The sequence below is a fragment of the Frateuria defendens genome (assembly GCF_001182895.1).
Classification (GTDB): Bacteria; Pseudomonadota; Gammaproteobacteria; order Xanthomonadales; family Rhodanobacteraceae; genus Frateuria_B; species Frateuria_B defendens.
Window position 1 is genome coordinate 31,670 of sequence record NZ_LFQR01000027.1, and the last position, 15,107, is coordinate 46,776.

Sequence of the window (15,107 nt, forward strand, 5' to 3'; positions counted from 1 at the left end):
GCACGGGGCAGAGCGTGCACGCGCGTGGCTGAACGCAGGCGCGTCACGCCCCGGCGGCCACCTGGGCCAGGCGCACGAAATCGGCCGGCGCCAGGGTCTCCGCCCGCGCCTTGGGATCGACGCCGGCGCGGCGGATGGCCTCCTCGTCGAGCAACTGCTTGAGGCCGTTGGCGAGCGTCTTGCGCCGCTGCGCGAAGGCGGCCTTTACGATCGCGTGCAGCCGCGCCGGGTCGGCCTCGTGGCGTTCGTGCGCGGGGAGCGGCACCAGCCGCACCACCGCCGAGTCCACCTTGGGCGGCGGACGGAAGGCGCCCGGCGGCACGGTGAACAGCGGCACCACGCGGCAGGCCAATTGCAGCATCACCGAGAGGCGCCCGTAGACCTTGCTGCCGGGTTCGGCGGCCATGCGGTCCACCACTTCTTTCTGCAGCATGAAGTGCATGTCCTCGATGGCCTGGGCGTGCTCCACGCAGTGGAACAGGATCGGGCTGGAGATGTAGTAGGGCAGGTTGCCCGCAATGCGCAGCCGCGAGGCGCCGAGCTGGCGGGCGAGCGCGGTGAAATCCACCTTGAGCACGTCGGCGTGGATGATCGCCAGTTCGCCGACGGGCCCGGCGCGCTCTTCCAGCAGCGGGATCAGGTCGGTGTCCAGCTCGATCGCGGTGAGCCGCTTGGCCGCCGCCAGCAGCGGCAGGGTGAGCGCGCCTTCGCCGGGGCCGATCTCGACCACGCAGTCGCCGTCGCGGGGCGCGATGGAGGACACGATGCGCTCGATGTAGCGCTTCTCGTGCAGGAAGTGCTGGCCGAAGTGTTTCTTGGGGCGGGCGGTCATGGCAGTCGTTCTTGGAGGGTCAGGCCGGGGCCATCGGGCCGGCCTTCGGATCGGGCCGGGGTCATTTGTGGGAGCGCGCTTGCGCGCGACCGCCTTATGGCCGGTCGCCAGGCAAGCCCGAAGCGGTCGCGCGCAGGCGCGCCCCTACCGGGCGGGTTCGAGCAGGGCCAGCGCCATCTTCGCCGCGGCGATCAGGCTGGACGGGTCGGCGCGGCCGCTGCCGGCGAGGTCCAGCGCGGTGCCGTGGTCGACCGAGGTGCGCACGAAGGGCAGTCCCAGGGTGAGGTTGACGGTACGGTCGAAGGCTTCGCTCTTGAGCACCGGCAGTGCCTGGTCGTGGTACATCGACAGCACGGCGTCGTAGCGCTCGCGCACGGCCGGCACGAAGGCGGTATCGGCCGGCAGCGGGCCGATGAGCTGCATGCCCTCGGCGCGCAGGCGCTCGAGCAGCGGGATGATGGTGTCCAACTCCTCGCGCCCCAGGTGGCCCGCCTCGCCGGCATGCGGGTTGAGGCCGAGCACGGCGATGCGCGGGGCGGCGAAGCCGAAGCGTTCGCGCAGCGCCGCATGCACGATGCGCAGCGTGCGCTCCAGCGATGCCGGCGTGATCGCCGCCGGCACCGCGGCCAGCGGGATGTGGATGGTGGCCAGCGCCACGCGCAGCTCGGGGCTGGCCAGCATCATCACCACCTCGCTGCCGGCGCGTTCGGCGAAGAACTCGGTGTGGCCGACGAAGCGGTAGCCGGCGTCGATGATCGAGGACTTCTGCAGCGGTGCGGTGACCACGGCGCCGTAGCGGCCAGCCAGGCAGCCATCCGCCGCCTCCGCCAGGGTGGCGAGCACGTAGGCGGCGTTGCGGGGATCGGGCTGGCCGGGGTGCTCGGTCGCGCCCAGCGGCAGGTGGCGCACGCGCAGGCTGCCGGGGCGGCGCTCGGCGAGCGGGCGGCCGTCGTCGTCGATCAGTTCGAGTGGCGCGCCGCAGCGTGCGGCGGCGCGCTCCAGCAGGCCGCGGTCGGCGACGGCCACCAGGTCGGCCGCCAGCGGCGTGGCGGCCAGGCGGACCAGCAGCTCGGGGCCGACGCCCGCCGGCTCACCCGCGGTGACGGCGAGCCGGGGCAGGGCGCCGCTCAAGCCGGCCTCAGGAGGACTTGGTCTGGGCGTCCGGGTTGCGCAGCTCCGGCACCAGGATGTTCACGTAGGCGTCGGCGCGCAGCTGGCGCAGGAAGTCGTCGTAGGCCTGCTCGGCCTTGCGGTTGCCGATGGCCTGGCGCGCCTCGTTGCGGGCAATCTCGTCGGTGCGGTCGCTCTGGCGCGAGCCCAGGCGCTGCAGGATGTGCCAGCCGGCCTCGCTCTGGAACGGCTTGGACACCTCGCCATCCTTGAGCTGGACGATCTCGTTGGCGATGGTGGAGCCCCACTCGTTCTGCGCGAACCAGTTCATGTCGCCGCCGGCGTTGGCGGTGGTGGGGTCCTTGGAGTTGTCCTTCGCCAGCTGGGCGAAATCGCCGTGCTTGCCGGTGATCTGGTTGTACAGGTCCTGCGCCTTCTGCTCGGCCTGGGCCGGGGTCAGCAGCTCGCTGGGCTTGATCAGGATCTGGCGGGCGTGGAACTCGGTGATCACCTGGCGGCTGGGCGCGCGCTGGGCGATCAGCTTGATGATGTGGAAGCCGGTGGGGCCGCGCAGTGCGGCGCTGACGTCGCCGGCTTTCATGCCGGACACGGTGTCGGCGAAGGCCTGCGGTACCTCGTCCATGCGGCGCCAGCCGAGGTCGCCGCCGTCGAGGGCGTCCTGCGCGTCGGAGAAGCGGATCGCGGCGGCGTTGAAATCCAGCCCGCCCTTGATCGCGGCGATGGCCTGCGCGGCCTTGTTCTGCGCGGCCTGGATGGCGGCGGCGTCGGCGCCGGAGGGGATGCTGACCTGGATGTGCGCCAGGTGCACCTCGCCCGCCTTGTAGGTCGGGCTGGCGAGCAGGTTGTTGATCTCGCTGTCGGTGATGTTGACCGAGTCGCGCACCACGCTGTCGTGCAGGCGCTGCATGGTCAGCTGGTTGGCCAGTTGCTCGCGGAAGGCGGCGAAGGAGGAACCCTCCTGCTCCACCGCGGCGCGCAGCTGGTCGGCCGACATGTTGTTCTGCTGCGCCACGGCGCCCACGGCCTGGTCGACGTCGGCGTCGGCCACGCGGATGCCCTGGTCCTTGGCGCGCGCCACCTGCAGCTTCATCAGCACCAGGCGGTCGAGTACCTGGCGCTGCAGCACATCCAGCGGCGGCAGCTGGCCGGGATTGCTGGCGTACTGCTGCTGCACCGTGCGCACGGCTTCGTTGAGTTCGCTCTGCAGGATCACGTCCTCGTCCACCACCGCCACGATGCGGTCGAGCGGCTGCTTGCCCGCGGCAGGCGCCGGCGTGGCGGCCTGGGGCAGCAGCTGGGCGTGGGCGGGCAGGGCGGTGCCCGCGGCGGCCGCGAGCATGAACAGCGCGAGGGCTTGCTTCATCTGTCAGGAACCTTCGGTCGCCGCGCGGCGGCGGGGACGTTTATTGATAGCCGAGGATAGCACGGTGCAGGAAATCCTCGGTCTGGCTATTGAACGCGCCCAGGCCCTTGAATTCCAGCTCGAACATGATCGCGTTGTTGGTATGGGTGTCGGTGGTGGCGTAGTTGTAGCCGTTCACGTAATGGCGCTCCAGCACGCGGAAGGCGACGCAGCAGCTGTCGTACTCGAAGCCGGCCATGGCCTCCACCGTGCGGCGCTGCTTCACCGAATACGTCCAGCGGGCCAGGGCGCGCCAGCGATCGGAGATCGGGTAGACCGCCGAGGCGTCGTATTGTTCCAGTAGCGACTGGCGGGTGCCCGGCGTGCGGCGGTAGCGGTAGGAGAAATTGATGATGCCGTCGCCGCCCAGGCGCCGCTGCAGCTCGAGCACGCCGAGGTCGGTCAGGCGCGTCTCGGGGTTCCACTGGTAGGAGGTGTTGAGCCGCCACTGGTCGCTGAGCTGCATGTTGAGCTGGACCACGTAGTCCGACTTGGTCCAGTTCACCGGCGGCGTGACCGTGGTGTTGGAGTTCGGCAGCTGCACCTTCTGGGTCGAGAAGTAGTGGATCTGGCCGATGCTGGCGGCCAGCCGCTCCACGCCGTTGTCGTCGAGCAGGCGGGTGGTGAGCGCGGCGGTGAGGTTGTTCGCGTCCATCTGCCGGTCGGCGCCGGAATAGCGGTTCGGCGAGAACAGCTGCCAGTAGTCGAACGACATCAGGTTGGTGTCGAACAGCGGCAGGTTGCTCTGGTTGCGGTAGGGCACGTACAGGTAGTACAGCCGCGGCTCCAGCGTCTGCGTGTAGCTCTTGCCGAACAGCGAGGTGCTGCGGTCGAAGACCAGGCCGCTGTCGAGGCTGGCGATGGGCAGCGAGCGGCTGGGCGTGCGGCTGTTGAACGGCGTGGTGTCGCTGCCGCCCAGGCGGCCGTAGTAGCCGTACTGGTCGTAGCCGCCGTCCAGCTGGTAGGCGGTGTAGCGGTAGGCCAGCTTGGGCCGCACGAACCAGGACGCGCCGCGGAAGTCGGCGGCCAGGTAGGGCTCGAGGTCGAGGCGCTTGCCCTCGACCACGTTGTCCTTCTTGAACGCCACCGCTTCGTCGTCCATGCCGAACTCGAGCCAGCGGGTGATCGGCAGGTCCAGGCCCAGGGTGGCGCGCGGCCAGCGCTTGTACTGCACGATGCTGTCGGGCAGGTACGGGTCGGCGTTCTGGTAGCTGTCCACGCCGAAGGAGGCGTTCCACCAGTTGCCGCCGCCGTTGATGTACGTGCTCGAGGTGAGCATGGCGACCTGGCCGTTGTAGAACATGTCGTTGCCGAAGTCGCGCAGGTAATTGCGGTCGGAGACGCGGTTGATGTTGGCGCTCAGCGACCATGGGCCGACCAGGTGGGTGCTGTCCAGGATGTGCAGCATCCAGCGCTTGTCGCCCTGGGTGTTCTGCGCGGTCGGATCGTTGGCGTCGTAGGTGCCGCGGTCGTTCGGCAGGTACTCGAAGTTCAGGATGCCGTTGGAGGTCGGCAGCAGGTAGCGGAACTCCCCGCCCAGCATCGGGCCGCGCTGGGTATACAGGCGCGGGTCGAGGGTGGCGTCGTAGTTCGGCGCCAGGTTCAGGTAGTAGGGCGTGCTGACCATGAAGCCGGCGCGGCTGGTGTTGCCGATCATCGGCGTGAGGAAGCCGCTCTTGCGCCGGTCGTCGATGGGGAAGGTGAAATAGGGCAGGTACAGGATCGGCACGTGCGCGAAGCGCATGGTGGCGCTGCGGGCCACGCCCACGCCGGTGTTCTTGTCGGTCTTGATGCTCTTGCCGCGGATCTCCCACAGGTGGTGGCCGATGTCGCAGGTGGAGAAGGTGGCCTGGGTGTAGTCGGTGCGCTGCGCGTCGAGCATGTTGGCGCGCGTGGCGGTGCCGTTGCCGCGCGACTGCAGCAGCTGGTAGCTCACGTTGTCGGCGATGCCGCGGTTCTGCTCGTTGTTGCCGCGCACGTGGTCGGCCGCCATCAGCTGGCCGGAATCCTGGTAGCGCACGCTGCCCTGGGCGTCGTAGTCGGTGGTGTCGTCGTTGTAGTGGGCGACGTCGGCATGCAGCAGCTGGTCGGCGCGCTCGATGCGCACCTGGCCGGTGAGCTTGTAGACGGTCTGGTCGGAGCTGTCCACGTGCTGGGCCTGCACGTTGGTGTTGCTGGTCTCGCGCAGCGTGCTGTCGCGCGTCAGCGCCGGGTCGTAGAACTCCAGCAGCGCGTTGGGCCGGCACATGGCGTAGCTGACCGGCCGCGGCGCACAGCGGAAGGAGCCGAGCGGACAGCTCGCCTCGACCCCCACCGGGCGGCCCGGGGTCGAGTCCGGGCCGGCCGCCTGCTGCTTCTGCGCGGGGTCGGCATAGGCCTGGCCGCCGAACAGGGCGAAGGCGGCGGCGGCCGCGAGCAGGCGGCGCGGCGGCAGCTGGCGCGGGCGCGGGGAGACGGGCGAGGCTGTCACGATGGCGGGTCTGTCGTGGAGGCAAGGCTCGTAAAACTAGCAGAAAGCCCCCATTTGAGGCAGGAGCTAAGGCCCCTTACCCCCTTGAGGAGATTCAGCCATGAGCGACGAGTCCAAGCCGGCCCGCAGCGATGCCGAATGGCGCAGCGCGCTGAGCCCCGAGCAGTACGCGGTCTGCCGCTGCTCCGCCACCGAGCCGCCGTTCAGCGGCAAGTGGTACGACCATCACGAGGCGGGCACCTACACCTGCGTGGCCTGCGGGGCGCCGCTGTTCACCTCCGCCGCCAAGTACGACTCCGGCTCCGGCTGGCCGAGCTACTTCCAGCCGGTGACGCGCGAGGCGGTGAGTCTGCACGAGGACGACAGCCACGGCATGCGCCGGGTCGAGGTGCGCTGCGCGCAGTGCGAGTCGCACCTGGGGCACGTGTTCCCGGACGGCCCGAAGCCGACGGGCCTGCGCTACTGCATCAATTCGGTGGCGCTGGATTTCGAGCCGGCGGCCGGGCCCTGAACGGGGCCGCCGCCGGCCGGCGTTCAGTCCATCAACGCCGCCACGTGCGCACTCGCCGAAGCCGCCAAGGCACCCAAGTCATAACCGCCCTCGAGCGTCGACACCAGCCGCCCCCCGGCATGCGTGCGCGCCACCTCCACCAGCCGCTCGGTGATCCAGGCGTAGTCCTCGCTGCCCAGGCGCAGGTCGCCCAGCGGGTCGGCGTGGTGGGCGTCGAAGCCGGCCGAGACCAGCAGCAGCTGCGGGCGGAAGGCGTGCAGGCGGGGCAGCAGCACGGCCTGCCACAGTTCGCGGAAGGCGTAGGTGCCGTCGCCCGGCGACAGCGTGGCGTTGACGATGTTGCCTACGCCGCGCTCCTCCTCGCTGCCGGTGTCCGGGTACAGCGGCGACTGGTGGCTGGAGGCAAACAGCACGCGCGGCTCGCGCTCGAAGATCGCCTGGGTGCCGTTGCCGTGGTGCACGTCGAAGTCGGCGATGGCCACGCGCTTCAAGCCATGCGCGGCCAGGGCATGGGCGGCGCCGATGGCCACGTTGTTGAACAGGCAGAAGCCCATTGCCTGCGCCGGCGTGGCGTGGTGGCCGGGCGGGCGCACGGCGCAGAAGGCGCGGTGCGCGTGGCTGGTGAGCGCCGCGTCCACCGCCGCGCAGACGGCGCCGGCGGCGCGCAGCGCGGCCTCGGCGGAGCCGGACGACATCGGCGTGTCCTCGCCGAGCTGGCTGGTGCCGGTGAGCGGCGCGCCGGCGAGCACGCGCTCCACGTAGGCGGCCTCGTGCACGCGCAACAGCTGCTCGCGGGTGGCGCGGGGGGCTTCCACGCGGTCCAGCGCGGCGAAGCGGTCGTGGTCGAGCGCGTGCAGCACCGCGCGCAGGCGTGCCGGCAGCTCGACGTGGCCGGGGCCCGGGTCGTGTTCCAGGCAGGCGGGGTGGGTGTACAGCCGCAGCATGCGCTCAGCGGGCATCCGGCTTGCGGCGGCGCTGGTGCTGCCACAGCACTTCGCCGTGGCCGCCGGCGCGGGCCAGTACGCGCGCGATCACGAACAGCAGATCGGACAGCCGGTTGAGGTAGTGCTGCACCGGCGGCCGCACGGCCTCGGCGCGCGCCAGCGCGACCACGTCGCGCTCGGCGCGGCGGCACACGGTGCGGGCGAGGTGGCAGCAGGAGGCGGCCATGCCGCCGCCGGGCAGGATGAAGTCCTTGAGCGGCGGCAGCGGCGCGTTGAACGCGTCCAGCACGCGCTCCAGCCGTGCCACGTCGGCGTCCTCGACCAGCGCCATGCCGGGCACGCACAGCTCGCCGCCGAGGTCGAACAGGTCGTGCTGCACCTGCACCAGCGTCTCGCGCACGGCCTCGTTCGCGCCTTCGCAGGCCAGCACCATGCCGAGCGCGCTGTTGAGCTCGTCGACGGTGCCGTAGGCGGCCACGCGCAGCGAATCCTTGGGCACGCGCGAACCGTCGCCGAGCCCGGTGCTGCCGTCGTCGCCGGTGCGGGTGTAGATCTTGGAGAGGCGATGGCCCATCGGCTGGCCCGCGAGGTTCATCCGGGCGGACGCAGGCGCGTCCGCGCGGACGTCAGTGGCGCTGGCCCTGGCGGCTCGCGTGCCCCAGCGTGCGCGCCAGCATGTGCATCAGCACGTACAGCACGGCGCCGATGGCGACGTACAGCGCGGTGCTGGTGAGGAAGGGCAGGTACCAGTCGCCGAGGTTGGCGGCCCAGGCACCGAAGCTGCGCGGCCGCGGCACGCTGTCGCTCAGCCAGTAGAAGCTGCCGTTGGAGACGAGGTAGCAGGCGCCCTCGCTCACCAGCAGGGCCGCCGCGGCCAGGCCCAGGGTGGCGAAGCTCGGCTTGCCGCCGCTGTGCTTGGCCAGCCAGCTGCCGCCGAGCCACAGCGTGCCGTAGGCGGCGACGAGGAACCAGTACGCGGGCGAGACGCAGTAGTGGCTCCAGAACGGGATGCCCTGGCCGCTGATCACCAGGTAGTCGATGAACACCGCCAGCGCCATCAGCAGCGGGAAGGCCCAGCGCGCGGCGCCGCGCAGCCAGAAGCCGGCCAGGAAGAACACGCTCCACGAGGCATCCGGCAGGGCATCGAAGTGATGCCACACGTGGTGCTGGCGGGTGGCGGCCATCACCAGGGCGAGCGCGAGGAAAATGCCGAGGCGCTGGATCTGCGTCGTGGTCATCGGGGGAACTCCGTCGTTACAGGCGGTTGCAGGCGCAAAGTGTAGCCCAAGCCGGCCGGCCCGATGCGGCCGCGGCGAGGCGCAGCGCGTATCATCGGCGCCCATGACTGCCCTGGATACTTCCCCCCGCCGCGACGCGGCCGGCGTGCTGATCGTCGGCGGCGGCCTGGTCGGCGCCAGCCTGGCGATCGCGCTGGACGCGGCCGGCGTCGCCGCCACCCTGGTCGAGAGCGCCGCGCCGCGCCCGGACGCCCAGCCCAGCTACGACGAGCGCAACCTCGCGCTGGCACGCGCCACCGTCAACGGCCTGGCGGCGATCGGCGTGTGGCCGCATGCCGCCGCGGCCGCCACGCCGATCCGCCACATCCACGTCAGCCGCGCCGGCGAGTTCGGCAGCGTGCGGCTGGAGGCGGCGGAGATGGGCGTGGACGCGCTGGGCTGGACGCTGCCCGCGCGCGAGCTGGGCGGCGCCCTGCTGCGCCGGCTCGACGCCTGCACCCGGCTGGCCCGGCTCGCCCCCGCCACGCTGGAGGCGCTCGAACCGCATCCCGGCGGCTGGCGCGCGCAGGTGCGCGGCGCCGGGGGCGTGCGCACGCTGGATACGCCGCTGCTGGTCGGCGCCGACGGCACCGAGTCCTTCGTGCGCGAGCGGCTGGGGATCGCCGCCGAGCGCCACGACTACGCGCAGACCCTGTTCGTGTGCACCGTGCAGCCCGAGCGCGGCCACGCGCACCGCGCCTACGAGCGTTTCGCCGATGGCGGCCCGGTAGCCCTGCTGCCGCTGGCGGAGGGCCGCTGCGGGCTGGTGCTCACCGTGCCGGCCGACGCGGCCGATGCGGTGGCGGCGCTGGACGACGAAGGCTTCCTCGCGCTGGCCCAGCAGCGCTTCGGCTGGCGGCTGGGGCGGCTGCGCCGGCCCGGCCGGCGCCATGCCTACCCGATCCGCCGCGTGGCGGCCGCCCGCCTCGCCTCGCCGCGCGCGGTGCTGGTCGGCAACGCCGCGCAGACCGTGCACCCCATCGGCGCACAGGGCTTCAACCTCGGCCTGCGCGATGCGCTGACGCTGGCCGAGCTGGTCGCCGGTGCCGCCGACCCGGGCGCGGAAGCGCTGCTCGCCGGCTACGCGGCGCGGCGCGCGCCCGACCGCGAAGGTACCATGGCGATGAGCCACGGCCTGGTACAGCTGGCCTGCCTGGAACTGCCGGCGCTGGCCCCGTTGCGCTCGCTGGCGCTGCTGGCGGTGGACCACCTGCCGCCGCTGCGCCGCGCGCTGGCCCGGCGCGGCATGGGCTTCCGCGGCGAGCCGCCGCGCGCCGTGCTGGAGCGCCTGCCGTGAGCGGGCCACGCAGCGAGGCGCGCCGGCGTGGGCCGGCGCTGGACGTGGCGGTGGTGGGCGGTGGCATGGTCGGCGCCGCCGCCGCGTTGGCGCTGGCGCGCGCGGGCTTCGCCGTGGCGCTGCTGGAAGCGCGCGAGCCGGCGCCGTGGCGGGCCGGGGAGGAGGTGGATCTGCGCGTGGTGGGCCTGGCACCCTCGTCGGTGGCGCTGCTCGACAGCCTGGACGTCTGGACGTCCATCCGTCAGGCGCGCGCCGGCGCCTACCGGCACATGCACGTGTGGGACGCGCAGAACGGCGCAGCCATCGACTTCGACGCCGCCGCCGAGGGGCGCGACCTGCTCGGCTACATCGTCGAGAACAACCTGGTGCAGTGGACGCTGTGGCGGGCGCTGGAAGCGGCCGGCGTGCAGCGCCTGTGCCCGGCCGAGGTGGCCGGCTTCGCCGCGCGCGAGGACCGCATCCAGCTCGACCTCGCCGACGGCGGCGCGCTCGCCGCGCGGCTGCTGGTGGCCGCCGACGGCGCCGGCTCGCCGCTGCGCGCGATGGCCGGCATCGCCACGCGCGGCCGCGACTATGCCCAGCGCGCGGTGGTGGCCCACGTCGCCACCGAACGCCCGCACGGGGAGACGGCCTGGCAGCGCTTCCTGCCCGGCGGCCCGCTGGCGCTGCTGCCGCTGGCCGACGGGCGCAGCTCCATCGTGTGGTCGCTGCCCGAGGCGGAGGCCGCGCGCGTGCTGGCGCTGGACGACCGCGCCTTCCGCGACGAACTCGGCGTGGCGAGCGACTTCCGCCTCGGCCGCATCCTCGGCACCACGCCGCGCGCCGCCTTCCCGCTGCGCCTGCAGCTGGCCGAGCGCTACCAGGCCGAACGGCTGGTGCTGCTGGGCGACGCCGCGCACGCCGTGCATCCGCTGGCCGGGCAGGGCGTGAACCTCGGCCTGCGCGACGTGGCGGAGCTGCGCGACGTGCTGGTCGAGGCGCGCGCGGCCGGGCGCGACATCGCCGCCGCCCACGTGCTGCGCCGCTACGCGCGCCGCAGGCATAGCGCCGATACGCTCGACGCGCGCGGCTTCGACCTGCTGGCCCGCGTCTACGCCTGGCAGTCGCCGCCGCTGGTCGCCGCGCGGGGGCTGGGCGTGCGGCTGGTCGACGGTCTGGCCCCGCTGAAGCGCCGCCTCATCGCGCACGCGGCGGGGGAGGGTTCGTAAGGAGCGCTGGCGCGCGAAACGCTCACGCAGCGGTCGCGCGCAGGCGTGCTCCCAAACAGTCGCACAGGCTTTCCAACCGAGGAGTATCGCCATGCGTCTCGTCCGACCGTTCTGCGTGCTAGCCCTCGTCCTCGCCGCCTTCGCCGCCCAGGCGAAGATGGTGCACAAGCCGGTGGAATGGAATGACGCCGGCACCCGCTTCCATGGTGTGCTGGTGTACGACGACGCGGTCGCCGCCAGGCGCCCCGGCCTGCTGATGGTGCCGAGCTGGTACGGCGTTACCGACGTGGCGGCGAAGAAGGCCGAGACCATCGCCGGCAAGGACTACGTGATCCTGCTGGCCGACCTGTACGGCGCCACCGTGCGCCCGGCCAGCGACGAGCAGGCGATGGCCACGGTGAAGCCCTTCTATGCCGACCGCACGCTGATGCGCCGGCGCGTCAACCTGGCCTTCGCGCAGCTGAAGGCACAGGCGGCGGACGCGCCCATCGACCTCGCCCGGCTGGCGGCGATCGGCTTCTGCTTCGGCGGCACGGCGGTGCTGGACCTCGCCCGCAGCGGCGCCGAGCTTGCGGCGGTGGTGTCCTTCCACGGCGGCCTGGCCACCGACGATCCCGCGCTGGCCAGGCACATCAAGGCGCGCGTGCTGGCGATGAACGGCGCGGACGACCGCGGCACCATGCCCGACGCCGACAAGTTCATGGACGAGATGCGCGCCAGCCGGGCCGACTGGGAATTCCTGGTGCTGGGCAACGCCGTGCACTGCTTCACCGAGACGGAGCAGCACTCGGCCGGCTGCCGCTACGACGCACGCGCGGCGGCGCGCAGCTACCGGTTGATGCAGGACTGGTTGCGGGCGGCTTTTGCCGGCCGGCCTTGAGGGGAGTCGGAAGCGAGCGGCACCGCGCCGCTCACTCCGCTTCCACCACCACCGCGTTGCGGCCCATGCGCTTGGCGCGGTACAGCGCGGCATCGGCGCGGGCGATCAGCGTCTGCAGGCGTTCGCCCGGCCGCAGCGCCGCCACGCCGATGCTGGCGGTGAGCTGCAGGCGCACCTCGCCGAAGGGGATCGCCGCGGCGGCGATGGCCGCGCGGATGCGCTCGGCGATCGGCCGGGCCGCGTCCAGGTCGGCACCTGGCAGCACCGCCATGATCTCCTCGCCGCCGTAGCGGCCGAGGTGGTCCTCGCTGCGGCAATAGCCGGCGACCACCGCGGCCACGGTGCGCAGCGCGGCGTCGCCAGCGAGGTGGCCGTGGGTGTCGTTGAGCGCCTTGAAGGCGTCGAGGTCCAGCATCAGGATCGACAGCGGCTTGTCCTGCCGGCCGGCGAGCGCGTATTCGAACTCCAGCCGGCGGATCAGCTCGCGCCGGTTGAGCAGGCCGGTCAGCTCGTCGAGGCTGGCCAGGCGGTTGAGTCGCTCGTTGGCGGCCTGCAGCTCGCTGGTGCGCTCGTGCACCAGGTGCGAGAGCTGGGTCGCGCGCCGGTGCAGGTAGCGCGTGCGCAGCAGCACCAGCAGGTAGACGGCGCCGAGCAGCAGCAGGATCAGCGCCACCCGCACCCAGGCGTATTCGTGCCAGTGCAGGGCGACCGACAGCGGCGCGCCGGTCTCCACGGTGCGCGCATGCAGGCCCGGCACGCGCGCGCGCAGCCGCAGGCGGTAGTCGCCGCCGGGCAGGCGGGTGTAGGTGGCGGTGGGCGGCAGGCCGGGTTCGATGTCGATCCACTGCTCGTCGAAGCCTTCCAGCTGGTAGCTGTAGCGCACGTCGTCGCCGGGGGCGTAGTCGAGCAGGGCGAAGCCGATGCGCAGCGAGCGGGCGTTCTCGCCGACCCGCAGCGGCGTCTCGGCGGCCGGCAGGCGCGCGAAGGGGATCGGCTTCTCGTCCACGTACACGGCGGTCACCGCGAGCGGCGCGTCGCTGGCGCGGGCGCCGGCCGCGGCGGCGGGCTCGATCACGGTCAGCCCGCTCAGGCCGCCGAACAACAGTTCGCCGACGGGGCCGAGCGCCGCCGTGCGGTGGTTGTAGAAGCGCGCGCTCAGGCCGTCGCGCTCGCTCAGCGCGAAGGCCGTGCGGCTGGCCGGGTCGTACACGGCCAGCCCGTTCGCGGTGGTGGTCCACAGGCGGCCGAAGCGGTCGGCCAGCACGGCGGCGATGTTGTCGCTGCCCAGGCCGCCGCTGCCGCGCACGGTGTCGAAGCGGTAGCCGGAGGGCCCCGGCTCCAGCGGGGTGGAGGCCAGCCCGCCGTAGGTACCGACCCAGATGCGCGAGCCGGCGGCGACGATCGAGCCGACGTAGTTCTGCGGCAGGCTGGCCGGGTCGTCGGGGAGGTGGAACAGGTTGTCGTAGCCGCGCCCGCCGGCGCGCAGGATGCTGATGCCGCCGGTGGTGGCGACCCAGATGTCGCCGTTGTCCATCGGCGCGATGTTGCGCACCTGGTTGTCCACCAGGCTGTGCGGGTCGCCGGGCGCGTGCCGGTCGTGCTGGACGCGGCCGTCGGGGGCGATCCGGTAGAGGCCGTTGTAGGTGCCGGCCAGCAGCCCGCCGCGGTAGGCCTGCAGGGCCAGCACCGGCCGCGTGTCGAGGTCCGGCACGGGGTAGGGGCGCACCGCCAGCGTGTCGGGGTCCACGGTCACCAGGCCGCGCGAGCCGACCACGATGCGGCCGTCGTCCAGGGCGTCGAGCGAGCGCACGTCCTGGTCCTGCTGGCCGCCGCCCAGGACGAGCGTGCGGATGCTGCCGCGCTGCGGCTCGACCGCGGCGACGCGGCCGCGGTTGAAGCCCAGCCACACGGTGCCGCGGCGGTCGGTGTAGACGCTGCGCACGTTCTCGTCGGGCACCTCGCCGTGGCCGCCGAAGATCGCCGCGCCGTCCAGCGTGTGCACGATGGACGGCTGTGTGTCGCAGCGCGAGGCGTCCGCCTCGGTGGCCGCCCACAGGCCGGCGGAGCGGTCCAGGTACAGCGCGCGCACGATGTTGCCGCCAAGCGAGCTGTCGCGCGCCATGTCGTGGCGCTCCGGCATGATGCCGCCCTTGCGCGGGTCGTAGACGAACACGCCCACGCCGTCGGTGGCGCCCCAGATGCGCCCGTCCGGCGCCTCGATCAGGTCGCGCACGGTGCGGTGCTGCACGGCCGGATCGTCGCCGCCGAGCCCCGGCGGCACGTGCGCCCGGCCGCGCGGGTCGATCACCGCCACGCCGTCGGTGCCGCTGCCTGCCCAGATGTTGCCCGCGCGGTCCTGGCGGACGGCCCAGATGTCCTCGGCCAGGACGATGCGTGCCTGCGCGTCCTCCGGCAGCACGTGCTCGAACGCGGCGGCGCCGTGGCGACGCCGGTACAGGCCCTGCCCGCTGCCGACCCAGAGGTCGCCCCGGCGGTCCTCCAGCACGCTGAAGAGCGTGGCGTCCCCGCGCCGCGGCAGGCCGGTGCCGGCGGGCAGGCGCACGAGCGTCTTCAGGTCCGCGCCGAGGTGGCTGAGCCCGCTCTCGCCGGCGATCCAGAAGCCGCCGTCGTGGTCCGGGGCCAGCGCGAAGATGTGCGGCCCGGTGCCGTGCTCGGGCGTGGCGTCGTAGTGCTCGAAGCGGTTGCTCCAGGGGTCGAAGCGCGCCACGCCGCCGCCGGCGGTGCCCACGATCAGGCTGCCGTCGGCGGCCGGCTGCAGGGCGCGGATGTAGTTGTCCGGCAGGCCGGCCGCCGGCTCGGCCGCCTGCCGGAACACCTGGGTGCGGTAGCCGTCATAGCGCACCAGGCCGCCGAAGGTGCCGATCCACATCAGGCCGCTGCGGTCCTGCGCGAAGGCGGTGGTGGTGGCGTGGGGCAGGCCCTCCTTCACCGTGAGGTGGGCGAAGTTGACGTTGTCCCAGCGGGACCAGGGCGAGGCCGCGGCCTCCTGCGCCACAGCGCACGGCAGGCCGGGCAGCAGGGCCGCGGCGAGGCACAGGCAGCCGGCGGCGTGGCGGATCATGCGCGGTGGCGGGATACGGAACATGCCCCTGCCCATGACGTCCTGGTCGCGAAGGCGGTGGGTCTGGAACGTA

12 protein-coding genes are annotated in these 15,107 nt (G+C 72.8%); 4 read left to right on the plus strand and 8 right to left on the minus strand.

The window, feature by feature from the left end; all coding sequences use genetic code 11:
• Positions 1 to 43 precede the first annotated feature (43 nt).
• From rsmA to ACH65_RS03810, 4 genes are all read right to left on the minus strand, one after another.
• Complete coding sequence (rsmA, locus tag ACH65_RS03795; protein WP_049621253.1) at positions 44 to 832, minus strand: 16S rRNA (adenine(1518)-N(6)/adenine(1519)-N(6))-dimethyltransferase RsmA; 789 nt, start codon at positions 830 to 832, stop codon at positions 44 to 46.
• A gap of 144 nt (positions 833 to 976) precedes the next feature.
• On the minus strand, positions 977 to 1,963 hold the full coding sequence (gene pdxA / locus ACH65_RS03800; protein WP_049621254.1) for a 4-hydroxythreonine-4-phosphate dehydrogenase PdxA: 987 nt from the start codon (positions 1,961 to 1,963) through the stop codon (positions 977 to 979).
• A 7-nt stretch (positions 1,964 to 1,970) separates the two neighbouring features.
• Positions 1,971 to 3,326 carry a peptidylprolyl isomerase gene (locus ACH65_RS03805; RefSeq protein WP_049621255.1) on the minus strand — a complete coding sequence of 452 codons (1,356 nt, stop codon included), beginning with the start codon at positions 3,324 to 3,326 and terminating at the stop codon, positions 1,971 to 1,973.
• A gap of 40 nt (positions 3,327 to 3,366) precedes the next feature.
• Complete coding sequence (locus ACH65_RS03810) at positions 3,367 to 5,835, minus strand: LPS-assembly protein LptD (RefSeq protein WP_049621256.1); 2,469 nt, start codon at positions 5,833 to 5,835, stop codon at positions 3,367 to 3,369.
• A 100-nt stretch (positions 5,836 to 5,935) separates the two neighbouring features.
• On the opposite strand from ACH65_RS03810, the gene msrB reads away from it, so the two are divergent.
• Positions 5,936 to 6,346, plus strand: a complete 411-nt coding sequence (msrB, locus tag ACH65_RS03815; RefSeq protein WP_049621257.1) for a peptide-methionine (R)-S-oxide reductase MsrB — start codon at positions 5,936 to 5,938, stop codon at positions 6,344 to 6,346.
• A 23-nt stretch (positions 6,347 to 6,369) separates the two neighbouring features.
• Here msrB and ACH65_RS03820 read toward each other — a convergent pair whose 3' ends face one another.
• Genes ACH65_RS03820 through ACH65_RS03830 form a run of 3 tightly spaced genes read right to left on the minus strand, consistent with a single transcriptional unit; the run spans position 6,370 to position 8,528 of the window.
• Positions 6,370 to 7,287 (minus strand): histone deacetylase family protein, encoded by a 918-nt coding sequence (locus ACH65_RS03820; protein WP_202594137.1) that lies wholly within the window; start codon positions 7,285 to 7,287, stop codon positions 6,370 to 6,372.
• Positions 7,288 to 7,294: 7 nt separating this feature from the next.
• A complete protein-coding gene (locus ACH65_RS03825) occupies positions 7,295 to 7,864 on the minus strand; it encodes a cob(I)yrinic acid a,c-diamide adenosyltransferase (protein ID WP_049621276.1) in 570 nt (189 codons plus the stop codon).
• Positions 7,865 to 7,916: 52 nt separating this feature from the next.
• Positions 7,917 to 8,528, minus strand: a complete 612-nt coding sequence (locus ACH65_RS03830; protein WP_049621259.1) for a hypothetical protein — start codon at positions 8,526 to 8,528, stop codon at positions 7,917 to 7,919.
• 103 nt (positions 8,529 to 8,631) lie between these two features.
• Here ACH65_RS03830 and ubiH point away from each other — a divergent pair, with 103 nt between their 5' ends.
• The 3 genes from ubiH (at position 8,632) to ACH65_RS03845 (ending at position 11,952) form a co-directional block, all read left to right on the plus strand.
• The gene (ubiH, locus tag ACH65_RS03835; RefSeq protein ID WP_049621260.1) at positions 8,632 to 9,864 is read left to right on the plus strand and encodes a 2-octaprenyl-6-methoxyphenyl hydroxylase; all 1,233 of its coding nucleotides are present in this window, start codon (positions 8,632 to 8,634) and stop codon (positions 9,862 to 9,864) included.
• A complete protein-coding gene (locus ACH65_RS03840; RefSeq protein WP_049621261.1) occupies positions 9,861 to 11,072 on the plus strand; it encodes an FAD-dependent oxidoreductase in 1,212 nt (403 codons plus the stop codon). Before ubiH ends, ACH65_RS03840 begins: the two co-directional genes overlap by 4 nt.
• Before the next feature lie 91 nt (positions 11,073 to 11,163).
• A complete protein-coding gene (locus tag ACH65_RS03845; protein WP_049621262.1) occupies positions 11,164 to 11,952 on the plus strand; it encodes a dienelactone hydrolase family protein in 789 nt (262 codons plus the stop codon).
• A 31-nt stretch (positions 11,953 to 11,983) separates the two neighbouring features.
• Here ACH65_RS03845 and ACH65_RS03850 read toward each other — a convergent pair whose 3' ends face one another.
• Positions 11,984 to 15,058 carry a ligand-binding sensor domain-containing diguanylate cyclase gene (locus ACH65_RS03850; protein ID WP_153242468.1) on the minus strand — a complete coding sequence of 1,025 codons (3,075 nt, stop codon included), beginning with the start codon at positions 15,056 to 15,058 and terminating at the stop codon, positions 11,984 to 11,986.
• Positions 15,059 to 15,107: the final 49 nt, after the last annotated feature.

Excerpts from the sequence above, each read along its gene's own strand:
- rsmA (WP_049621253.1), bottom strand. The coding sequence starts at position 832 with ATGACCGCCCGCCCCAAGAAACACTTCGGCCAGCACTTCCTGCACGAG.
- ACH65_RS03805 (WP_049621255.1), bottom strand. The coding sequence starts at position 3,326 with ATGAAGCAAGCCCTCGCGCTGTTCATGCTCGCGGCCGCCGCGGGCACC.
- msrB (WP_049621257.1), top strand. The coding sequence starts at position 5,936 with ATGAGCGACGAGTCCAAGCCGGCCCGCAGCGATGCCGAATGGCGCAGC.
- ACH65_RS03825 (WP_049621276.1), bottom strand. The coding sequence starts at position 7,864 with ATGGGCCATCGCCTCTCCAAGATCTACACCCGCACCGGCGACGACGGC.
- ACH65_RS03830 (WP_049621259.1), bottom strand. The coding sequence starts at position 8,528 with ATGACCACGACGCAGATCCAGCGCCTCGGCATTTTCCTCGCGCTCGCC.
- ubiH (WP_049621260.1), top strand. The coding sequence starts at position 8,632 with ATGACTGCCCTGGATACTTCCCCCCGCCGCGACGCGGCCGGCGTGCTG.
- ACH65_RS03845 (WP_049621262.1), top strand. The coding sequence starts at position 11,164 with ATGCGTCTCGTCCGACCGTTCTGCGTGCTAGCCCTCGTCCTCGCCGCC.
- ACH65_RS03850 (WP_153242468.1), bottom strand. The coding sequence starts at position 15,058 with ATGTTCCGTATCCCGCCACCGCGCATGATCCGCCACGCCGCCGGCTGC.